The 20282-nt window shown below is 70.7% G+C and carries 14 protein-coding genes; 5 read left to right on the top strand and 9 right to left on the bottom strand.

Annotation, left to right across the window (positions count from 1 at the left end; all coding sequences use genetic code 11):
- Positions 1-3 precede the first annotated feature (3 nt).
- Entirely contained in the window at positions 4-1140 is a 1137-nt protein-coding gene (gene sfnG, locus N8J89_RS12480) for a dimethylsulfone monooxygenase SfnG (protein WP_283664495.1), read from the bottom strand.
- A gap of 298 nt (positions 1141-1438) precedes the next feature.
- Between sfnG and N8J89_RS12475 the strand changes: the two genes are divergently transcribed.
- A complete protein-coding gene (locus tag N8J89_RS12475) occupies positions 1439-2134 on the top strand; it encodes an alpha/beta hydrolase (protein WP_283664494.1) in 696 nt (231 codons plus the stop codon).
- A gap of 100 nt (positions 2135-2234) precedes the next feature.
- Positions 2235-3029 (top strand): lysozyme, encoded by a 795-nt coding sequence (locus tag N8J89_RS12470; protein ID WP_283664493.1) that lies wholly within the window; start codon positions 2235-2237, stop codon positions 3027-3029.
- Here N8J89_RS12470 and N8J89_RS12465 read toward each other — a convergent pair.
- The 4 genes from N8J89_RS12465 to N8J89_RS12450 all read right to left on the bottom strand — a co-directional run bounded on the left by N8J89_RS12465 (position 3026) and on the right by N8J89_RS12450 (position 8027).
- A complete protein-coding gene (locus N8J89_RS12465; RefSeq protein ID WP_283664492.1) occupies positions 3026-4315 on the bottom strand; it encodes a carboxylesterase/lipase family protein in 1290 nt (429 codons plus the stop codon). The genes N8J89_RS12470 and N8J89_RS12465 overlap by 4 nt on opposite strands.
- Before the next feature lie 283 nt (positions 4316-4598).
- Positions 4599-5357 carry a succinate dehydrogenase/fumarate reductase iron-sulfur subunit gene (locus N8J89_RS12460; RefSeq protein ID WP_283664491.1) on the bottom strand — a complete coding sequence of 253 codons (759 nt, stop codon included), beginning with the start codon at positions 5355-5357 and terminating at the stop codon, positions 4599-4601.
- A complete protein-coding gene (locus N8J89_RS12455) occupies positions 5354-7291 on the bottom strand; it encodes a fumarate reductase/succinate dehydrogenase flavoprotein subunit (RefSeq protein ID WP_283664490.1) in 1938 nt (645 codons plus the stop codon). The genes N8J89_RS12460 and N8J89_RS12455 overlap by 4 nt, the downstream gene beginning before the upstream one ends.
- A 1-nt stretch (position 7292) precedes the next feature.
- On the bottom strand, positions 7293-8027 hold the full coding sequence (locus tag N8J89_RS12450; protein ID WP_283664489.1) for a succinate dehydrogenase cytochrome b subunit: 735 nt from the start codon (positions 8025-8027) through the stop codon (positions 7293-7295).
- Between the two features lie 76 nt (positions 8028-8103).
- Between N8J89_RS12450 and N8J89_RS12445 the strand changes: the two genes are divergently transcribed.
- Positions 8104-9030 carry a LysR family transcriptional regulator gene (locus N8J89_RS12445; protein WP_283664488.1) on the top strand — a complete coding sequence of 309 codons (927 nt, stop codon included), beginning with the start codon at positions 8104-8106 and terminating at the stop codon, positions 9028-9030.
- 159 nt (positions 9031-9189) lie between these two features.
- Here the strand turns inward: N8J89_RS12445 and N8J89_RS12440 are convergent, their stop codons facing one another.
- The 3 genes from N8J89_RS12440 to N8J89_RS12430 form a co-directional block, all read right to left on the bottom strand.
- Positions 9190-9618, bottom strand: coding sequence for an STAS domain-containing protein (locus N8J89_RS12440; protein WP_283664487.1), 429 nt, complete (start codon positions 9616-9618; stop codon positions 9190-9192).
- Between the two features lie 83 nt (positions 9619-9701).
- Entirely contained in the window at positions 9702-11516 is a 1815-nt protein-coding gene (locus N8J89_RS12435; RefSeq protein ID WP_283664486.1) for an ATP-binding protein, read from the bottom strand.
- Between the two features lie 97 nt (positions 11517-11613).
- Positions 11614-16026 (bottom strand): HAMP domain-containing protein, encoded by a 4413-nt coding sequence (locus N8J89_RS12430; protein WP_502868442.1) that lies wholly within the window; start codon positions 16024-16026, stop codon positions 11614-11616.
- 160 nt (positions 16027-16186) lie between these two features.
- Here N8J89_RS12430 and N8J89_RS12425 point away from each other — a divergent pair, with 160 nt between their 5' ends.
- Positions 16187-17797 carry a PP2C family protein-serine/threonine phosphatase gene (locus N8J89_RS12425; protein ID WP_283664485.1) on the top strand — a complete coding sequence of 537 codons (1611 nt, stop codon included), beginning with the start codon at positions 16187-16189 and terminating at the stop codon, positions 17795-17797.
- Between the two features lie 365 nt (positions 17798-18162).
- Positions 18163-19137, top strand: coding sequence for a hypothetical protein (locus tag N8J89_RS12420; protein ID WP_283664484.1), 975 nt, complete (start codon positions 18163-18165; stop codon positions 19135-19137).
- Here the strand turns inward: N8J89_RS12420 and N8J89_RS12415 are convergent.
- Positions 19134-20060, bottom strand: coding sequence for a metallophosphoesterase family protein (locus N8J89_RS12415; protein ID WP_283664483.1), 927 nt, complete (start codon positions 20058-20060; stop codon positions 19134-19136). The two genes, N8J89_RS12420 and N8J89_RS12415, sit on opposite strands and share 4 nt — an antisense overlap.
- Positions 20061-20282: the final 222 nt, after the last annotated feature.

Below are 20282 nucleotides of genomic sequence, written 5' to 3'. Positions count from 1 at the left end.
GGCTCAGACTCCCGTTCCGACGGGCTCGCCCAGCGGCGATCCCTTGTGGGCGGCCTCGGCTTCCAGCTCACGGACGATGGGCAGCACGTTCTTGCCGAAGTACTCGACTTCTTCCAGGTAGTGCAGGAATCCGAGCAGCAGCAGGTCCACCCCGCGCCGCTTGTACTCCACGATCCGGTGCGCGATCTGCTCCGGGGTGCCGATCAGCTTGCTGCGGAAGCCGTCGTTGTACTGCACCAGGTCCTCGAAGCTGGAGTCCGCCCACATCCCGCGTTTGTCCGAAGTGGACTGCCCTGCCTGGGCGACCGCGTCCCGGAACCCGTGCACGGCCTCGACGTTGGCCTTGGCGATGATCTCGCGCAGCACCTCCTTGGCCTCGGCCTCGGTGTCCCTGGCGATGAGGAAGGCGTTGAGTCCGAAGCGGACGGTCCGCCCGTTGGCCGCCGCCGCGCCCTTGACCTCGCTGACCTGCTCGGTCACCCCGTCGAAGTCCTTGCCGTTGCTGAAGTACCAGTCCGAGACCCGTCCGGCCATGGCGCGGGCGGCGGTGGAGTTGCCGCCCTGGAAGATCTCCGGGTGCGGCCGGTCCGGCACCTCCACGGGCTTGGGTTTGAGGTCGAAGTCGTGCAGGCGGTAGAAGTCGCCGCGGAACTCCGCGGCCTCGGAGGTCCAGATCTCGCGCAGCACCCGGATGAACTCCTCCGAGCGGCGGTAGCGCTCGTCGTGCTCCAGCCAGGGTTCGCCGAGCTTGGTGAACTCGTCCTTGAACCAGCCGCTGACCACGTTCACCGCGGCCCGGCCGCCGGAGAGGTGGTCGGCGGTGGCGATCAGCTTGGCCAGCACGCCGGGCTGCCAGAGTCCGGGGTGCACCGCGGCGATCACCTTGAGCCGCTGGGTGGCCAGCAGCAGGGCGAGGCTGAAACTGGTGGACTCGTGCTGGTAGGCGGCGCCGTAGCTGGCGATGTAGCGGACCTGGCTCAGCGCGTACTCGAACCCGTTGTCCTCGGCGAGGACGGCCAGTTTCCGGTTGTACTCATAGCCCCAGTCAGTGCGTTGTTCGATGTCGCTGGTGACCAGGCCACCGCTCACATTCGGCACCCAGTAGGCGAACTTCAACGATTCGGGAAGGGATGGGGACACAGCTCTCTCCAGCCGGTCGGAAAAGAAAGATCAAGAATTCCCGGGCATGCCGGAAAAAGGCGGCCTGCCAACGAGATGAGGTGAATATGTCCTGGTCAGGGACTAGCTGAGAGAGTTCGGACAGCCTTGAGCGGCGACACGGACGAGGTCGACGTGCCGGCGCCGGACGAGAGGCGTCGAATGGGACACGCCAATGATGGCAACAGGTCCGCCGACCGCTGTCAACGCCGCATTCCGGGGAATCCCGTTCCCTGGGATGTGATTGACCGGCCGTCGCGCCATTCCTAGCGTGCGAATCATGAACCGGGGAACCCTGGTGGTCCTGCCTGGCCGCGGCGAGCACGCGGACCGCTATTCGAGGTTGACCGCGCGGCTGGCGGTCGACGGCTACCAGGTGCGGGTCGTTGACCTGCCCGAGCCAGAACCGGCCCTCGCCCTGGCCCGCGTGCACGCCGCGGCCAATGCGGCGCAGGGTCCGCTGTACCTGCTGGGCGCGGACACCGGCGCGCTGCTCGCGCTGCACGCGGCGCGGTTCGAGCCCTCGGTGCGCGCGGTCGTCGCCGCCGGTGTGCCCGGCGGCGCGCTGCCCGCCGGTGGCGAGACGCTGGACTTCGACGACGAGCTGCGGCTGCGGCTGCACGGGGAGGACCAGCGCGCCGAGCTGGCCGCCGACGCGGGGCTGCGGCGTGGGGAGCTGCTGCGCACCCCGGTGCCGCCCGCGCTGGCCGAGTCCGCGCTGGCCGGTGGGCCGGACCTGCCGGTGCTGGTGCTGCACGGCGACTCGGACGTGCTGTGCCCGCCGCTCACCGCCCGGACGCTGGCCCTGCGGCTGCGCCGGTCACGCTTCGTGACCGTAGCCGAGAGCAGGCACGACGTCCTGCACGACAGTCATCACCGGAGCGTAGCGGCACAGATCGTGCAGCTGCTGGAGCAGACGAGGACCAGTCGCTACTCCACCCCGGCGCTGCGGGTCTCCATCCGGTCTACGTTCTGACACCGCGTCCCCGGAAGGGGGGACAACGCGGCACCAAGATCGGGTGATTCGCCGTGGTGCCGCCACGCGGAATCGGACATGAGCGCTTACCGTCCGCGACATGACCTTCTCAACCCTGGGTGCAAGGTCGTTGACGCTGGCGACCCTCGCGGTACTACTGCTCACCGGCTCAGTCCCGGCCCTGGCCGAGGAGTCCGGCGCGGAACGCGCGTTCGCCGGGGCGGGCGCGGCCGCCGAAGCCAGGGACGGCACCGAGTTCCAGCCCAGCGGCAAACCGCTCGGGCTGGATGTCAGCGGCCACCAGGGCGACGTCGACTGGGCCGACGTCAAGCGCAAGGGCGCGACCTTCGCCTACGTGAAGGCGACCGAAGGCACCGGCTTCAAGAACCCGCGCTTCGCCCAGCAGTACCAGGGTTCTTTCGACGTCGGCCTGATCCGCGGCTCCTACCACTTCGCGCTGCCGGACCGCTCCAGCGGCGCGGCGCAGGCGAACTACTTCCTCAGCAACGGCGGCGGCTGGTCCGGCGACGGGCGGACCCTGCCCGGCGCGCTGGACATCGAGTACAACCCTTACGGCCCAGCGTGTTACGGCAAGAGCCCGGCCGACATGGTGGCCTGGATCCGCGAGTTCAGCCAGACCTACGCCCAGCGCACCAAGCGGCACCCGACCATCTACACCACCACCAACTGGTGGAAGACCTGCACCGGCAACAGCGCGGAGTTCGGCAAGACGAACCCGCTGTGGCTGGCCAGGTACGCCGACGCGCCGGGGGAACGGCCGGCGGGCTGGGACTGGCACACCTTCTGGCAGTTCAACGACAAGGGCACGTTCCCCGGCGACCAGAACGAGTTCAACGGCTCCCTGGACCGGCTCCGGCTCTTCGCGAAGGGCTAACCGCCCAGCCACCGCACGAACGGCGTCTCCTCGGTGAACCGCGGCCAGCCCGGATCGCCGTGCGTGACAAAGGAAACCCAGTTCCCGTTGACCTCGCGGGCCAGCTCGGCAGGTGGCTTGTCGCCCTCCAGGCCGGAGTGCCCCAGGTTGTCGAAGACGAACCCGAGCTCCAGCCCGTGCGCCGCCCCCGCGCCCGGCAGCGGCGAGCGCCAGCCGAACTCGTAGAGGTAGGTGGCCGCGGCGCCGGTCCTGGACTCGGCGATGGTGTACGCCGGTTCCCGGAACAGCTGCTCGGTCAGCGCGGCCGCCACGCCCTCGTCCCGGACCAGCAGGCCCAGCTCGTCGGAGTTGGTGCCCAGCAACAGCTCGACGTCCCGGCCCGCGCCCGCGAGCAGCGCGTGGAAGGGATGCCGGGGCAGCACCTGGCCGTCCACCACCGGCCCGAAGGCCATCGAGGAGGCGACCACGGTCTCGCCCCAGCGCAGCGGATCCGGATCGGCCAGCACCGCCAGGGTCAGGTCGGTGGCGATCTCGGCCAGCCGCCCCGGTTCGACCTCGGCCAGCCCCTCCGCGGTGGCCGGGACCCCGGCCAGACCGGCCAGCTCCTTGGCCATCCGCTCAGCATCCACAGTGGACAGAGCAGACCGGGGAGCGGCGCTCTGCGCCACCGCCCGCCGGAACCGCCCGGTGTCCAGGGACAGCAGGGCCAGCACCGAACCAGCGCCGGCGGAGCTGCCGCTGACGGTGATCCGGTCCGGGTCGCCGCCGAACCCGGCGATCTCCCGGCGGACCCAGTCCAGCGCGGCCAGCTGGTCCAGCAGGCCCCGGTTGGCCGGCACCCCTGGCAGCTGGGCGTAACCCTCCGCGCCGAGCCGGTAGTTGAGGGAGACGAAGACGATCCCGCGCGCGGCGAACGCGCGGCCGTCGTAGATCGGCTGGGCCGAGGACCCGGTGACGTGCGAGCCGCCGTGGATCCACACCAGCACCGGTCGCCGCGCGCCGTCCACGCCCGGCGTCCACACGTTGAGGTTGAGGTACTCCGCGCCCGCGACGGCCGGTTCGACCAGGAACCCCAGCCCCGTCCGGTGCAGGCTCGCCGAGGGCGCGGTGCCACCGAACTCGGTGGCCTCCCGCACCCCGGGCCACGGCCGCACCGGCGCCGGCGCGGCGAACCGCCCGGAGCCCCGCGGTGCGGCCGCGTAAGGAACACCCAGGAAACGGACGACGCCGTCGTCCTGCCGACCGCGGACCCGGCCGCTGGCGGTCCTCGCCAGGACCTCGGTCACCGCACGGCTCCCCGGAACCACGGCGGCGGCAGGTCCGGCGTGCCAGCCTGCGACGGAAAGCCCTTACCCCCGGGACGCACAACCATCATCGGTCTGTCCTCGTTCTTCTGGCACTCCTGGAGCCCCCAGCCAGGCATCCGGCCATCCTCCGAGCGCAGCATAGCCACCAGAACCAACCGACCGGTCGCCTTGTTCCACGCTTTGAATTATGTGAACCAGTCACCGCGCCAGCGGCCACCCCGAGCCGGACGAACCGGACGTCCGCCGGCCCGGGGTGCCGCGATCAGGGCTTGCGGCCCCTGGTCGAGACCGTGGCGTGCAGGTAGTCGGCGTTGAGCCGGGCAATCGTTTCCAGGGGGATTCCCTTGGGGCACACCGTGGTGCACTCGCCGGCGTTGGTGCAGCCGCCGAAGCCCAGGTCGTCGTGCGTGGTGAGCATGTTGATCACGCGGGTGTCGCGTTCCGGCTGGCCCTGGGGCATCAGCCCGAGGTGGGTGACCTTGGCCGCGGTGAACAGCATGCCGGAACCGTTGGGGCAGGCCGCCACGCACGCGCCGCAGCCGATGCAGGCGGCGGCCTCGAAGGCGGTGTCGGCGTCCGGCTTGGGCACCGGGGTGGCGTGCGCGTCCGGCGCGCTGCCGGTGGGCGCGCTGATGTAGCCACCGGCGGAGATGATCGCGTCGAACGAGCTGCGGTCCACCACCAGGTCCTTGACCACCGGGAACGGCGCGGCCCGCCACGGCTCGATGGTGATCGAGTCACCGTCGTCGAAGTGCCGCATGTGCAGCTGGCAGGCGGTGGTGGCCTTCTCCGGGCCGTGCGCGACACCGTTGATCATCATGCCGCACATGCCGCAGATGCCCTCGCGGCAGTCGTGGTCGAAGGCCACCGGCTCGTCCCCGGCCAGGGTGAGCTTCTCGTTGAGCACGTCGAGCATCTCCAGGAAGGACATGTCCTCGGAGACCTCTTCGAGCTGGTAGCGGACCATCCTGCCCTTGTCCTCGGGCCCGCTCTGGCGCCAGATGTTGAGGGTCAGTCTCACTTGTAGCTCCGCTGGCTGGGGGTGACGTAGTCGAAGGTGAGGTTTTCCTTGTGCAGCACCGGCGCCTGGCCGGGCCCGGCGAACTCCCAGGCCGCGACGTAGCTGAACCGCTCGTCGTCGCGGCGGGCCTCGCCGTCGGGGGTCTGGCTTTCGGCGCGGAAGTGCCCGCCGCAGGACTCGGTGCGGTGCAGCGCGTCCACGCACATCAGCTCGGCCAGCTCGAAGAAGTCGGCCACCCGGCCTGCCTTCTCCAGCGCCTGGTTGAGGCCCTCGCCGGTGCCGGGCACCTTGACCTCGCGCCAGAACTCCGCGCGCAGCTCCGGAATCCGTTCCAGCGCCTTGCGCAGGCCCTCCTCGCTGCGCTCCATCCCGCAGTGGTCCCACATCAGGCGGCCGAGCTCGCGGTGGAAGTCATCCACGGTTCGCGTGCCGTCCACCGCCAGCAGCTTGTCCACAGTGGACTTCACCCCGGCGACCGCCTCGACCGCGGCCGGGTGCTCGGCGTCCACCGCCTCGAACGGCCCGTCGGCGAGGTAGTCGCCGATGGTGTTGGGCAGCACGAAGTAGCCGTCGGCCAGGCCCTGCATCAGCGCGCTGGCGCCGAGCCGGTTCGCGCCGTGGTCGGAGAAGTTGGCCTCGCCGATGACGAACAGCCCCGGGATGGTGCTGCGCAGGTCGTAGTCCACCCACAGCCCGCCCATGGTGTAGTGCACGGCGGGGTAGATGCGCATCGGCACCTGGTACGGGTCCTCGCCGGTGATGCGCTGGTACATCTCGAACAGGTTGCCGTAGCTGGCCGAGACCGCGTCCCGGCCGAGGCGGCGGATCGCGTCGGCGAAGTCCAGGTACACGCCCAGCCCGCCCGGCCCGACCCCGCGGCCGGCGTCGCAGACGTTCTTGGCCGCCCTGGAGGCGATGTCACGCGGCACCAGGTTGCCGAAGCTGGGGTAGATCCGCTCCAGGTAGTAGTCGCGCTCGTCCTCGGGGATCTCGTTGGGCGGCCTGGTGTCCCCGGCCTGCTGGGGCACCCACACCCGGCCGTCGTTGCGCAGCGACTCGCTCATCAGGGTCAGCTTGGACTGGTGGTCGCCGCTGACCGGGATGCAGGTCGGGTGGATCTGGGTGTAGCAGGGGTTGGCGAACAGCGCGCCGCGGCGGTGCGCCCGCCAGATCGCGGTGGTGTTGCAGCCCTTGGCGTTGGTGGAGAGGTAGAAGGCGTTGCCGTAGCCGCCGGTGGCCAGCACCACCGCGTCGGCGAAGTGGGTGGAGACCTCGCCGGAGACCAGGTCCCGCACCACGATGCCGCGGGCCTTGCCGTCGGCCACGATCAGGTCCAGCATCTCGGTGCGCGGGTGCATGGTCACCCGCCCGGCGCTGATCTGCCGGGACAGCGCCTGGTAGGCGCCCAGCAGCAGCTGCTGGCCGGTCTGGCCGCGGGCGTAGAAGGTGCGGGCGACCTGCGCGCCGCCGAAGGAGCGGGTGTCCAGCAGCCCGCCGTACTCGCGGGCGAAGGGCACGCCCTGGGCCACGCACTGGTCGATGATCTGGGTGCTGATCTCGGCCAGCCGGTGCACGTTGGACTCCCGCGCCCGGAAGTCCCCGCCCTTGACCGTGTCGTAGAACAGCCGGTGCACGCTGTCGCCGTCGTTGCGGTAGTTCTTGGCCGCGTTGATCCCGCCCTGCGCGGCGATGCTGTGCGCCCGGCGCGGGCTGTCCTGGTAGCAGAAGGAGCTGACCCGGTAGCCCAGCTCGGCCAGGGTGGCCGCGGCCGAGCCGCCGGCCAGGCCGGTGCCGACCACGATCACGCTCAGCTTGCGCTTGTTGGCCGGGTTGACCAGCCGCGCGCCGAAGCGGCGGCGCTCCCAGCGGGTCTCGATCGGCCCGTCCGGCGCCCTGGTGTCGGCGATCGGGTCGCCCTCGACGAAGTAGCTCATGTCAGCTCACCAACCCGGTCAGCACAGCGAAGGGGACGGACAGGTAACCGGCGCACACCAGCACGGCCACCACCAGCGCGATGACCTTGAGCCGCGCCTCGGTGCGGGCCCGGCCGCGGCCGAGACTGCGCAGCGCGCTCCACACCCCGTGCCGCAGGTGGAAGCCCAGGGCCAGCACCGCGACGGTGTAGACCAGCACCACCGGCCAGCGCTCCAGGGTGAAGTCGGCGGTGACGTTGTTGTAGGCCTCGCCGTGCACGCCGTTCGGGTTGGCCCACAGCAGGGTCAGGTCCATCAGGTGGTAGACCACGAACAGCGCGATGATCACCCCGCCCCAGCGCATGGTGCGCGCGGCGTAGCTGCCCTGCACCTTGGGCCGGTGGTGGTAGCGCACCGGCCGGGCCTTGCGGGCGCGGCGGGCCAGCATCGTGGCGGCGATGATGTGCGCGAACACCGCGACCAGCAGGCCGATCCGCATGATCCACAGCAGCCCGCGCTCGGGCAGCAGGGGCTCGCCGACGGTGCGCAGGAACCGGGCGTAGCTGTCGAAGGACTCGGCGCCGAAGAAGATCTTGAGGTTGCCGAGCATGTGCGCGACGACGAAGCCGAAGAGCAGCAGCCCGGTCACCGCCATGACGGCCTTGAGGAGCACCGAGGAGATCCGTGGCGACCGGCGGGCACGGCCGGTCGGCGTCCGTGGTGGGACGGGGGTGGTGGTCAAGCTGGGAACAGCCATGACCCGACGGTAGGAGCGTCGCGACAAGTCGTCCAATATATGGAACGGCTCGACTCGATAGCCGTACGCTATCGAAGTGAACTTGCAGCAGCTCGCGTACTTCTTGGCGGTGGCCCGCACCCGGCACTTCACGCAGGCCGCCGACCAGCTGGATGTGGCGCAACCCTCACTCAGTAAGCAGATCAGGGTGCTGGAGGAGGAGCTGGGCGCGCCGCTGTTCAGCCGGGCCCGCGGCAACATCGCGCTCACCCCGGCCGGCGAGGCGCTGCTGCCGCTGGCCCGCCGCATCCTGGCCGACGTGGACACCGCCCGCCTGGAGGTGCAGGAGCTGGTCGGCCTGCGCCGCGGCCGGGTGCGCCTGGGCGCGACGCCGAGCATGTGCGTGAGCCTGGTCGCCGAGGTACTGCGCCGCTTCCGGGACCGCTACCCCGGCATCCGGTTGCAGGTGCAGGAGAGCGGCTCGCAGGACCTGGTGCGCGACCTGACCCGCGGCGAGCTGGACCTGGCGCTGGTGATCGTGCCGGGCAGTGGCGCCGAGCCCGCGCTGACCACCACCTCGATCCTGCGCGAACCGCTGGTGGTGGCCAGCCCGGCCGAGGCGAAGCCGCTGACCCGCTGGACCCACCTCAAGATCGAGGAGCTGGCCGCCCGCGAGCTGGTGATGTTCCGCCCGGGCTACGACCTGCGCGAGGCCACCCTGGCCGCCTGCCGCCGCGCCGGGGTCGAGCCCCGGTTCGCGGTGGAGGGCGGCGAGATGGACGCGGTGCTCCGGTTCGTCGAAGCCGGCCTCGGCCTGGCCCTGGTGCCCAGCCTGGTGCTGGCCAACCGGCCGGGCCTGCGGTCCACTCCCCTGGCCCCGCCGGGGATTCCGCGCACCATCGCGCTGGCGCACCGCACCGACGTGGCGCTGACCAACGCGGCCGCCGCCTTCCGGGACACCGTGCTGGCCTACGTCCGGGAGGCGGAGTTCCCGCGCGGGGTCGAGGTGCTGCTGAGCGCCTAGACCGCGGTGGTCAGCCAGCCCAGCACCGCGCCGTGCAACAGCGGCGCGCCCGGAGTGTTGGCCGTTGTCGTACGCACTCTTGGCCGTTGTGGACGGGCTGCGCCCTGGTCCACAACGGCCAACCTGGCGTACGACAACGGCCAACACTCCGGCGAGTGGTCAGTCGCTGGCCGAGGTCACATCCGCGTACAGCGCCAGGGTGGCGTCCAGGCCGGTGCTGGTGATCGCCCGCTTCACGATGCCCTCCACGCAGACCACCCGCAGCTCCCGCTCCTGCTCCTTGGCCTGCTGGTGCACCTGCACGAGCAGCGCCAGGCCGCTGGAGTCCAGGAAGTCGACCTGGGACAGGTCCACCACCAGGCGCCTGCTGCCCGCCACCGACTCCTCGCGGAGGCAGTCCTCCAGCAGCGGCGCGGTGTACATGTCGACCTCGCCGCTGACCGAGACCACCGCGGTGTCGGCGTCCCGGCTCCGCACTTCCAGGCCGATCAGCTCTTCCGGTTCGCCTTCGGCGTACGGGGGCGCGATCGGCGCGCCACTGCCCGTGGCGTTGGAGCCGTGCGGCTCCACGACGTCCGGCTGCTCCACTCCGCTTCCCCTGTCCCTAAGCTCGCGCGCGCTGATTGCCACCCTAGACCGCCGCGCCACGCGTCGGCAGAAGGCCCTGCTCGTCAACTCGGGGGAATACCGGTCGCGGAGCTGGGTTGTGACTCGTCCGGCTGGCTGGCCACCACCATCACCTCGGCCACCGCGTGCAGCCCGGTGTTGGCCAGCACGAAGGCCGCCGAGCTGCCGGTGGCGGCGTGCACGTGCAGGCGGCAGCCCGCGGTGCTGGCCTGGTGCGCCAGCTCGAACAGCAGGGTCACCCCGGCGCTGGAGAGGTGCCCGACCTGGGACAGGTCCACCGAAAGCGGGACGGTGCCGCCGCAGGTCAGGTTGGCCAGCTGGCGGCCGAGCACCTCGGCGGCGGCCACGTCCAGCTCGCCGGAGAGCCAGGCGTGCACCCGTTCACCCACGTAGGCGGTGCGCAGGTCCGCGCCCGCGGGCAGCCGGTTGCTGTCCTGGGCGGGCACGCCGAAGGCCGAGAGCAGGCTGTTGTCGTCCTCCTCGGCCACGTCCAGGCCACGCAGCCGGTGCCGCAGGCAGACCGAGGTGCCGTGCTCGCTGGGGGATACCCGCAGCTCGTCCACGCACTGCCGCATCAGCAGCAGCCCCCGGCCGCGGGAGCCCCGGTCGTGCCTGGGCGCGACCCAGCCGCCCTGGTCGGCGATGTCGACCTGCACGGTGCCGTCGGGGTCCAGGCTGGCCCGGAACTCGACCTGGCCGTCCGCGCCGGGCGGGTAGGCGTGCTCGATCGCGTTGGTCATCGCCTCACCCGAGGTGAGCTGCAGGATCTCCACGTCCTGCTGGCTGGCCCCGGCCGCGGTCAGCCACTCCTGGAACTGCCTGCGCACCGGCCGCAGCTGCTCCGGCCGCGCGGGCACCACCAGCGCCAGCGGGGCCAGCGAGCTGGCCTGCAAGCGGGCGGCCAGCAGCACCGCCTCGTCCCGCAGCTGACCGGGCCCGGCCAGGTCCTCGATGATCGAGCGACCGGCCTGCTCCACGGTCAGCCCGGTCTCGGTGAGCCGCTGCCCGGCCGAGCGCAGCAGCAGGTGCGCGTTGCGCTCGGCGTCCGGGCCGGGCAGCCAGAGCAGGCCGTTGGTGTGCAGCAGCACGGTGTCGGCGTCGGCGAGCTGGGCGGTCTGCGCCCGGTAGCCGCCGTCGCCGTAGCCCAGCGGGGCGCCGCCGGTGCGGGCCAGCGCGCGGCTGGTCCCGTTCGCGCCGATCAGCAGCGGCGGCGGGTGACCGGCGGTGACGTAGTCCAGGCGCAGGCTGCCGGGGTCGAGCACGGCCAGGCTGGCGGTGCTGCCCGCCGCGCCCGCGCTGCGCCCGGCGAAGCGGCCCAGGTTGGCCATCACCTCTTCCACGCCCATCCCGGCCAGCAGGTAGGCCAGCAGCGCGCCGCGCAGCCGGGCCATCGCGCCCGCGGTGTCCTCGGTGGCGCCGACGTCGCCGACGGCCAGCGCGATCCGGCCGCCGTCGAGCGGGATGGCCTCGTAGAAGTCGCCTGCCGCGGCGGAGCGGCTGGCGTTGACCCGGTGCACCCCGGCCACCGCCACCCCCGGCACGGTGTGCGCCTCCGGCGCCTCGCCGCCGGTGCGCACGTCGCTCAGGTCGGTCAGCACGACCAGCACCGCGGAGTCGCCGCCGAGCAGCGGGGTGACCGCGCCGGCGTGCTGTTCCAGGGTGAGCTTGGAGGCCTGCCCGGTGAGCGCGGCCTCGGTGACCGCGGCGCGCACCTCCGGGCCGCCGAAGGCCGCGGCCCCGTGCGCGCGGGCGGCCGCGTTCGCGCCGAGGGGCTCGTTGCGCAGCCCGTCGACCAGCCAGACCAGCAAGGGGGCCGACTCGAATGCGGCGAGCGCGGTCAGCCCTACGTTCCGGGACACCCCTTCACGAGGGTCGCCCAGTTGCTCTGTCACGTTCAGTGCCCCAAAGGTGGTGCGTGCACGTTCCCCAGTGTCTCCTACCCACTGGGTTCCGATGCTAAGCCTCGATTCCCAGCGGATCGGTGTCCGTGTCGAGGTAGCTGGCGATCAGCCGGATCAGGTGCTCGGTGTCCACCGGCTTGGTCACGTAGTCGGTGGCCCCGGAGGCCAGGCTCTTCTCCCGGTCGCCCTTCATCGCCTTGGCGGTGACCGCGATGATCGGCAGGTCCTCGTAGGCCGACATCTCCCGGATCGCGGCCATGGTCGCGTTGCCGTCCAGCTCCGGCATCATGATGTCCATCAGCACCAGCGCGATGTCGTCGTACTGCTCCAGCGCGCGCACCCCGGCCACCCCGTTGTCGGCGTAGACCACGTGCAGGCCGTGCAGTTCGAGCACGCTGGTCAGCGCGAAGACGTTGCGCAGGTCGTCGTCGACGACCAGCACCTTCTCGCCGTGGAAGCGCACCGGCGTCTCGGCCCCGTCCTCCTGCGGCAGGTGCACCTGCACCGGCAGCGGAGTGCGCTGCGCGGCCGGGGCCTCGGGCTCCTGAGCACCGCCGATGGCCGCCTGGTCGATCACCGGCTCCAGCGGCGGCTCGTCCCGCACCTCCGGCACGGTGGCCTCGTTCGGCGCCTCCACCGGCAGGATCAGCGTGAAGGTCGAGCCGTGGCCGGGCGCGCTGCGCACCTGGAGCTCGCCGCCGAGCAGGTCGGTCAGCTCGCGGCTGATGGACAGGCCCAGGCCGGTGCCGCCGTACTTGCGGCTGGTGGTGCCGTCGGCCTGCTGGAACGCCTCGAAGATCACGCCCAGCTTGTCCGCGGCGATGCCGATGCCGGTGTCCTGCACCGCGAAGGCCACCAGCGAGGACTGCCCGCGCAGCGCGGAGCGGCGCACCTCGGCCGGGTCGGCGTTGCGGATCTCCAGCCGGATCCGGCCCTCGTGGGTGAACTTGACCGCGTTGGAGAGCAGGTTGCGCAGGATCTGCTGCAGCCGGTGCTCGTCGGTGTGCAGCACCTCGGGCACCGCGGGGTCGACCAGGACCGCGAAGTCCAGGCCCTTCTCGGTGGACAGCGGGCGGCACAGCGCCTCGACGTAGCGGACCAGCTCGGTGACCGCGACCGCGGCGGGCTGGAGCAGCAGGTGCCCGGCCTCGACCTTGGTCAGGTCCAGGATGTCGTTGATCAGCTGGAGCAGGTCGCTGCCCGCGTCGTGGATGGTGCGGGCGTAGTCGACCTGCTTGTCGGTGAGGTTGTTCTCCAGGTTGTCGGCGAGCAGCTTGGCCAGGATGAGCAGGCTGTTCAGCGGGGTGCGCAGCTCGTGGCTCATGTTGGCCATGAACTCCGACTTGTACTTGGAGGCCAGCGACAGCTGCTGGGCGCGCTCCTCCAGCTCCTGGCGGCCGCGCTCGATCTCGATGTTCTTGATCTCGATGTCGCGGTTCTGGGTGGCCAGCAGGGTGGCCTTCTCGGCCAGCTCGGTGTTGGAGCGCTGGAGCTCCTCCTGCTGGGCCTGGAGCTGCTCGGAGCGGGCCCGCAGCTCCTGGGCCAGCCGCTGGGACTCGGCCAGCAGCGCGTCGGTGCGCGAGTTGGCCAGGATGGTGTTGACGTTGACGCCGATCAGGTCCTTGAGCTGTTCCAGCAGGTCCTCGTGCACGCCGGTGAACTCGCTGACCGAGGCCAGCTCGATCACGCCGAGCGTGCTGCCCTCGAACAGCACCGGCAGCACGGCCACGTTGACCGGCGCGGTGGACCCGAGGCCCGAGCTGATCCGCAGGTAGTCCGGCGGCGCGCCGTTGACCTTGATGGTCTTCTTCTCCACCGCGACCTGGCCGATCAGCGACTCGCCGAGGCCGAACCGCTGCGGCTGGTCGCCGGCCGCCCGGTAGCCGTAGCCCGCGGTCAGCTCCAGCACGGTCTCGCCCTCCTCCAGCTGCTTGGCCAGGAAGAACGCGCCCTGCTGCGCGGAGACCACCGGGGTCAGCTCGCTCATGATCAACTGGGCCACGGTGGCCAGGTCGCGCTGGCCCTGCATCAGCGAGGTGATCCTGGCCAGGTTGGTCTTGAGCCAGTCCTGGTCCCGGTTGGCCGTGGTGGTGGCCTTCAGGTTGCCGATCATCTGGTTGATGTTGTCCTTCAGATCGGCCATCTCGCCCTCGGCGTCGACGGTGATCTGCCTGGTCAGGTCGCCGGCGGTGACCGCGGTGGCCACCGCGGCGATGGCCCGCACCTGGGTGGTCAGGTTCCCGGCCAGCTGGTTCACGTTCTCGGTCAGCCGCCGCCAGGTGCCGGCCACGCCTTCCACCTGGGCCTGACCACCGAGCTTGCCGTCGGTGCCCACCTCGCGGGCCACGCGGGTGACCTCCGCGGCGAAGGAGGACAGCTGGTCGACCATGGTGTTGACGGTGGTCTTGAGCTCCAGGATCTCGCCGCGCGCGTCCACGTCGATCTTCTTGGACAGGTCGCCCTTGGCCACCGCGGTGGTCACGGTGGCGATGTTGCGGACCTGGGCGGTCAGGTTGTCCGCCATGAAGTTGACGTTCTCGGTGAGGTCCTTCCAGGTCCCGGCCACGTTGGGCACGGTGGCCTGCCCGCCGAGCATGCCCTCGGTGCCGACCTCGCGGGCCACCCTGGTGACCTCGTCGGCGAAGGCGCGCAGCGTGTCCACCATGCCGTTGATGGTGGAGGCCAGCGCGGCCACCTCGCCCTTGGCCTCGACCGCGATCTTCTTCGACAGGTCGCCGCCGGCCACCGCGGTGGCCACCGTGGCGATCGAGCGGACCTGCACGGTCAGGTTGTCGGCCATCACGTTCACGTTGTCGGTCAGGTTCTTCCAGGTGCCCGCCACCCCGCGGACCTGCGCCTGACCACCCAGTTTGCCGTCGGTGCCGACCTCGCGGGCGACACGCGTGACCTCGTCGGCGAACGCGGACAACTGGTCCACCATCGTGTTGATGGTGTTCTTCAGCTCCAGGATCTCCCCGCGCGCGTCCACGGTGATCTTCTGCGTGAGGTCGCCCTTGGCGACCGCCGTGGTCACCTCGGCGATCGAGCGCACCTGCGAGGTCAGGTTGTTCGCCATGAAGTTCACGTTGTCGGTCAGGTCCCGCCAGGTGCCCGCGACCCCGGCCACCTGCGCCTGACCACCCAGCCGCCCATCCCCGCCGACCTCACGGGCCACGCGGGTGACCTCATCCGCGAACGACGACAACTGGTCCACCATCGTGTTCACGGTGTTCTTCAGCTCCTGGATCTCCCCACGAGCATCAACCGTGATCTTCTTGCCCAGGTCACCCTTCGCGACCGCCGTGGTCACCTCGGCGATCGAACGCACCTGGGAAGTCAGGTTGTTCGCCATGAAGTTCACCGACTCGGTCAGGTCACGCCAGGTCCCCGCGACCCCCGGCACCTGCGCCTGACCACCCAGAATGCCCTCGGTGCCGACCTCACGCGCGACCCGCGTGACCTCGTCGGCGAACGACGACAACTGGTCCACCATCGTGTTCACGGTGTTCTTCAGCCCGAGCAGCTCGCCGGAGACCTCAACGGTGATCTTGCGGCTCAGGTCGCCCGTGGCCACCGCCGTGGTCACCTCGGCGATGTTGCGCATCTGCGAGGTCAGGTTCTGCGCCATGAAGTTGACGTTCTCGGTCAGGTCCTTCCAGGTCCCGGCCACGCCGGGCACCTGGGCCTGACCGCCGAGGCGGCCCTCGGTGCCGATCTCGCGGGCCACCCTGGTGACCTCCCCGGCGAAGGTGCGCAGGGTGCCGGTCATCGAGTTGAGCGTGTCGGCCAGCGCCGCGACCTCACCCGAGGCGTTGACCGTGATCTGCTGGGTCAGGTCGCCGTTGGCCACCGCCGCGGCCATCTTGGAGATGTCGCGGACCTGGCTGGTCAGGTTGGAGGCCATCAGGTTCACCGAGTCGGTGAGCGCCCGCCACTGGCCCGCGGCTCCCGGCACGTCGGCCTGGCCGCCGAGCTTGCCCTCGGTGCCCACCTCGCGGGCCACGCGGGTGACCTCGGAGGCGAACAGCGAGAGCTGGGTGAGCAGCCCGTTCACCGTGGTGGCCAGGTGCGCGAACTCCCCGCGCAGCGGCCGCCGGTCGGTCTGCTCGGTCATCCGCAGCGACAGGTCGCCCTGGGAGGCCGCGGCCAGCACCCGGCTCAGTTCCTCGGTGGGCTGCATGAGGTCCTCGATCAGGCCGTTGACCTCGTCGATCGCCTGCGCCCAGCCGCCCTGGGGGCCGCCGTCACCGCTGGAGAGCCGCTCGGAGAGGCGGCCCTCCTCGGCCACCGCCTGCCGGACCCTGACCAGTTCCCCGATCACCCACTGCTTGCGCGCGGCGATCTGGTTGAACACCTCGGCGATGCGGGCGGAGGTGCCGTTGCTGCCCGCCACCAGACGTCGACGGAAGTTCCCATCCCGCAGGTCTTCCATCGCATCGAGCAGTCGCTCGAGGAACGGCTCGTCCACGCCGGCCTCCTGGTCCTGTGTCGCTCGCCGTTGGTCATCATCCCCGAGTGCCTAGCCTCCCATGCCGAGCGTTTGCTCACGACCGAGCGGTGCGCGCTCGCCAGGCGCGGCTAGACTGATCACCCGATCCCTGTCCTCCAGCGAACGGGAAGTGCTCGCCGTGAGCTACCCGGAACGCCCGCCTCCGGCGCACGTCCCCAACGTGGAAACGGGGATGTGGCAGGCGCTGCTGGACGGGGTCGAGGACGCGGTGCTGGTCCACGACGAGCACAACGCCATCCACCTGCTCAACCACGCGGCCGCCGCCCTGTTCCCCAAGCTCAACGTGGGCGGCTCACTCGAGGACCTGGACATCAGGGCCTTGGGCGCGGGTCAGGCCATGGACACCGAGCTGGTCGAGCTGCAACACGACGGCCGGCGACTGCGCGCCAGGCACCGCCGCCTCGGCGAGTCCCTCTACGCCTGGTACATCCAGAACGTCACCGACGAGATCGACCACGTCAACGAGCTGCTCATCCAGCGCTCCCAGGTCAGCTTCCTGGCCGAGGCCAGCCGCCAGCTGGGCAGCTCCCTGCAACGCGGCCGCACCCTGCGCTCCATCGCCCAGCTCGCGGTCCCCACCCTGGCCGACTCCGCCACGGTCCTCATCCCGGCCCGAAGAGGCCTGTTCGAGTGGTGGCGCTGCTCAGCCGCCGCCACCCCACCCGACCGGGGTCGAGCCGGCCGCCGAGTCCTGCGCACCGTCCCCGGCCTCGCCGAAGCCCTCACCGGCACCCTCACCGAACTGGACCCGGCCCGCCTCCCCGCGGACGCCGCCTGGGCGCTCCCGGACTCCCCGGAAGGCTTCGGCCAGATCCTGCTGGCCCCCATGACCCACGAGAACCGCACCGTCGGCGTCCTGGCCCTGTCCCGCTACAAGGCCAGAGGCGGCTTCCAGCCCGAAGAGCTCGCCCTGATCGAGGACTTCACCACCCGATCCGCCCTGGCCCTCTCCCAAGCAGCCAGCTACGCCGAACAGGTTGACACAGCGGCCACCCTGCAAGCCGAACTCGTCCCCCCACCCCTGCCCACGGTCCCCGGCGCGGTCCTCTCCGCCTGCTACCGCCCAGCCAGGGAACCCCTGCGGGTGGGCGGCGACTTCTACGAGGTCCACCCCCGCACCGACGGCAGCGCCATGTTCCTGCTCGGCGACGTCTGCGGAAACGGCGTAGAAGCGGCCGCGCTCGCGGGCCGCGTCCGCCACTCCCTGCACGCCCTCCGCCTGGTCGAGTCAGCCCCAGCCCGCCTGCTCCACCTGGTGAACCAAGCGGTCCTCGCCCACGGCGGCAACCGCTTCACCACAATGCTGGTCGGCTCCATGACCCCAGAACCCAGCGGCGAACTGGAACTCGTCCTGGGCGGCGGCGGCCACCCCAACCCCATGGTCGTGCGAACCAACGGCACCGTAGACGAAATCGACGTCCCCGGAGCCCTGGTAGGCATCCTCCCCGACGCCAGATTCGGCGAAGCCACGGTAACCCTCGCCCCCAGCGAAGTCTGCGTCCTGTACAGCGACGGCGTAACCGAGGCAAGAGGCGGCAAAACCGGCCGCGAACTCTTCGGCAGCGACAGACTCCGCGCCGCCCTGCGAGAATTCGCCGGCCTCCCCGCCAGCACCCTCATCCACCGGGTAGAACAACGCATCGACGCCTGGCTCGACGGCCGAGACCACGACGACATCGCCCTGCTGGCAGTCCAAGCAGCCCCGATGACGACAGCGGAGCTGAGCTGAACGCGAGCGAAACATCGCGAAGAGTAAACCGAGCGTTCATTGACAATTAGCGCGCGGTGGATTGTGTGATTTTGTTTGGGGGGAGGCCATGCCGTAAGCTAGTCCAGCGATTGGGCAGGCCACACCGTCTGCCCCTTCAGCCCAATCCGGGATGGCCTAGGGGCCCCAAACCAAATCACGCAATCCACCGCCCCCAGCGGCTGATCGCAAGTAAAACCGGACCGTCCAGAGTACCCCGACGCCACTGGGTAAAAAAGAAAACACCCCCTGTGGAAAATCACCGACATCCAGCCGTTGCCCAATCCCCAACCCCAAAGCACAATGACCCAGCCTGCCGCGCCAACCCGCCACCCTGCGGAGGGGTCATGCCCACCACCCAGGCCACCACAACCCGCAAGGCCACCAACCGCAACACCACAGACCGCGCCACCAAAGCCCGCCTGACCGCCGCCCTCCACAACGGCCCCTTCAGCCTCGCCCTCCGCCTGGCGGTCAAATCCAGCGGCCTCAGCCTCGACCGCCTCCAGGCCCGCCTCCACGCCCGAGGCACCCCCGCGAGCAAAACCGCCCTCAGCTACTGGCAACACGGCCACACCCGCCCCGAACGCCCCGAGTCCCTGCGCGCCGTCACCAGCCTCGAACACATCCTCAACCTCCCCCCGGACTCGCTCACCTCCCTGCTCGGCCCCCGCCGCCCCCGGGGCCGCTGGCTGCGCCACCACGCCGGCGTCCTTCCCGCCGACCGAGCCTGGGCCCGCCCCGACGGCCTGGCCCGCGCCCTGGACCGCCTCGACGCCCGCCCGGAGTCCCTGCACGACCTCAGCCGGGTCGGCACCCACCTCACCGTCTCGGTCGACGCCTCCCGCCGCATCGCCGAGATCGCCTACCACCAGCTGCTGCGCGCCGAACGGGACACCGACCGCTACCTGGTCGCCTTCCGCAGCGACCACGCGCACGGCCCGCTGCACATCCCGGAGTCCCGCGGCTGCCGGGTGGGCAGGCAGCGCGCCGACGACACCACCGGCTTCCGGGTCCTGGAGCTGCTGCTCGACCGCCCCCTGCGCGCGGGCGAGCTGACCGTGCTCGACTACACCGTGCTGCCGGGCGGGTTGCCCGACGCGGAACAGACCATCCGGGTGGGCGAGGCCGTCCGGGACCTCTCCCTCCAGGTGCAGTTCGCGCCGGGCGCCCTCCCTGCCCGGGTCGTGCGCGGCTACCGCCGCTCAGTCAGCGAGCCGGACACCGTGGCCGAGCTCTGGGTCGGCGCGTCCCGCACCGCCCAACTGACCGAGGTCGACCCGGTGCCCGGCATCTACCGGGTCCGCTGGGACTGGGACTAGCCCTTCGCGTGGCAGCTGCCGCTGAAGGTGTCCTTGTAGGACTGTCCGCTCACCGGCACGAAGTCACCCTTGTACCCGGTCCCGGACAGCGTCAGCTTCAGCACCCCGTGCGAACTGGCGTTCTTGGCCTCCACGTTCGGCAGCGTCCGGCTGAAGTTGTAGTTCGACTTCCCACCGGTCCCCACCAGCACCTGCCGCAGCCCGGCCGAGTCGGCCTTGCCCTGCGGGTTCTGCGGCGCGAACCGCTGGTAGTTGTGGTCGTGCCCGACCAGCACCAGGTCGGCGTGCGCGTCGTAGAGCGCCTGCCACAGCGGCCTGGCCTGCGTCTCACCGCTGTGCGAGCCCAGGGTGAACAGCGGGTGGTGCCAGTAGGCCGCCACGCACGGCTTGGTGTTGGTGCGCAGCTTCTCCTTCAGCCAGCTCAGCTGCGCCGAGCTGTCGATCTTGCTGAAGTTGCTGTTCAGCGCGAAGAACTTCCACGACCCGATTTCCCAGTCGTAGTAACCCTTTCCGCGCTCACCGGCCCGTCCACTCTGGACACCGACGCCGTTGAAGTAGTCGAAGTACCCGGAGGCCTTGGACGTGTTGTACTCGTGGTTGCCCGCACTGGGATAGGTGATGGTCTTGTACTTGCCCCAGGTCGGGTCGTACCTGGTGCGGTACTCCGACAGGGTGCCGCTGTCGTAGGCGTTGTCGCCCGCGGTCAGCACCGCCGCGGGGTTGATCTGCCCGACCACCGCGGCGGTAGCCTTGCAGTTGGAGCCGCAGATGTCACCGGCGGCGACCACGGTCACATCCGCCGTCGGGGACTGCGCCGCGACGGGCGCGGCAACGGGCAGAACGGCTTGTGGCGCAGTGGAAAACGCGCCCAGGCCCAGCAACAGGGCGCCACCTAACGCGTAGGCGGCCAGGGGATGGCGCATGAACGTCAGCTCCTCATTCTGATGGTGGGAGGTGCTTTCCCACCGCACGGTATTGCCCGTTCGCGCACTTTCAACGGGCTGAACACCCACCCCCGCTGTTCTCGGAACACCCACCGCGCCGACCAGCGGGAACCCTTCGGAAACCCGGACCGTTCCGAGAATTGCCCAGCCGCGCGGAACGCGGTTTTCCCAGCTCGCCGAACAAACCCCGGCCACACCGCC

The organism is Crossiella sp. CA-258035 (assembly GCF_030064675.1).
GTDB lineage: Bacteria > Actinomycetota > Actinomycetes > Mycobacteriales > Pseudonocardiaceae > Crossiella.
The sequence above is the reverse complement of the archived record's forward strand: the minus strand, read 5'-3'. Positions and strand labels throughout refer to the sequence as shown.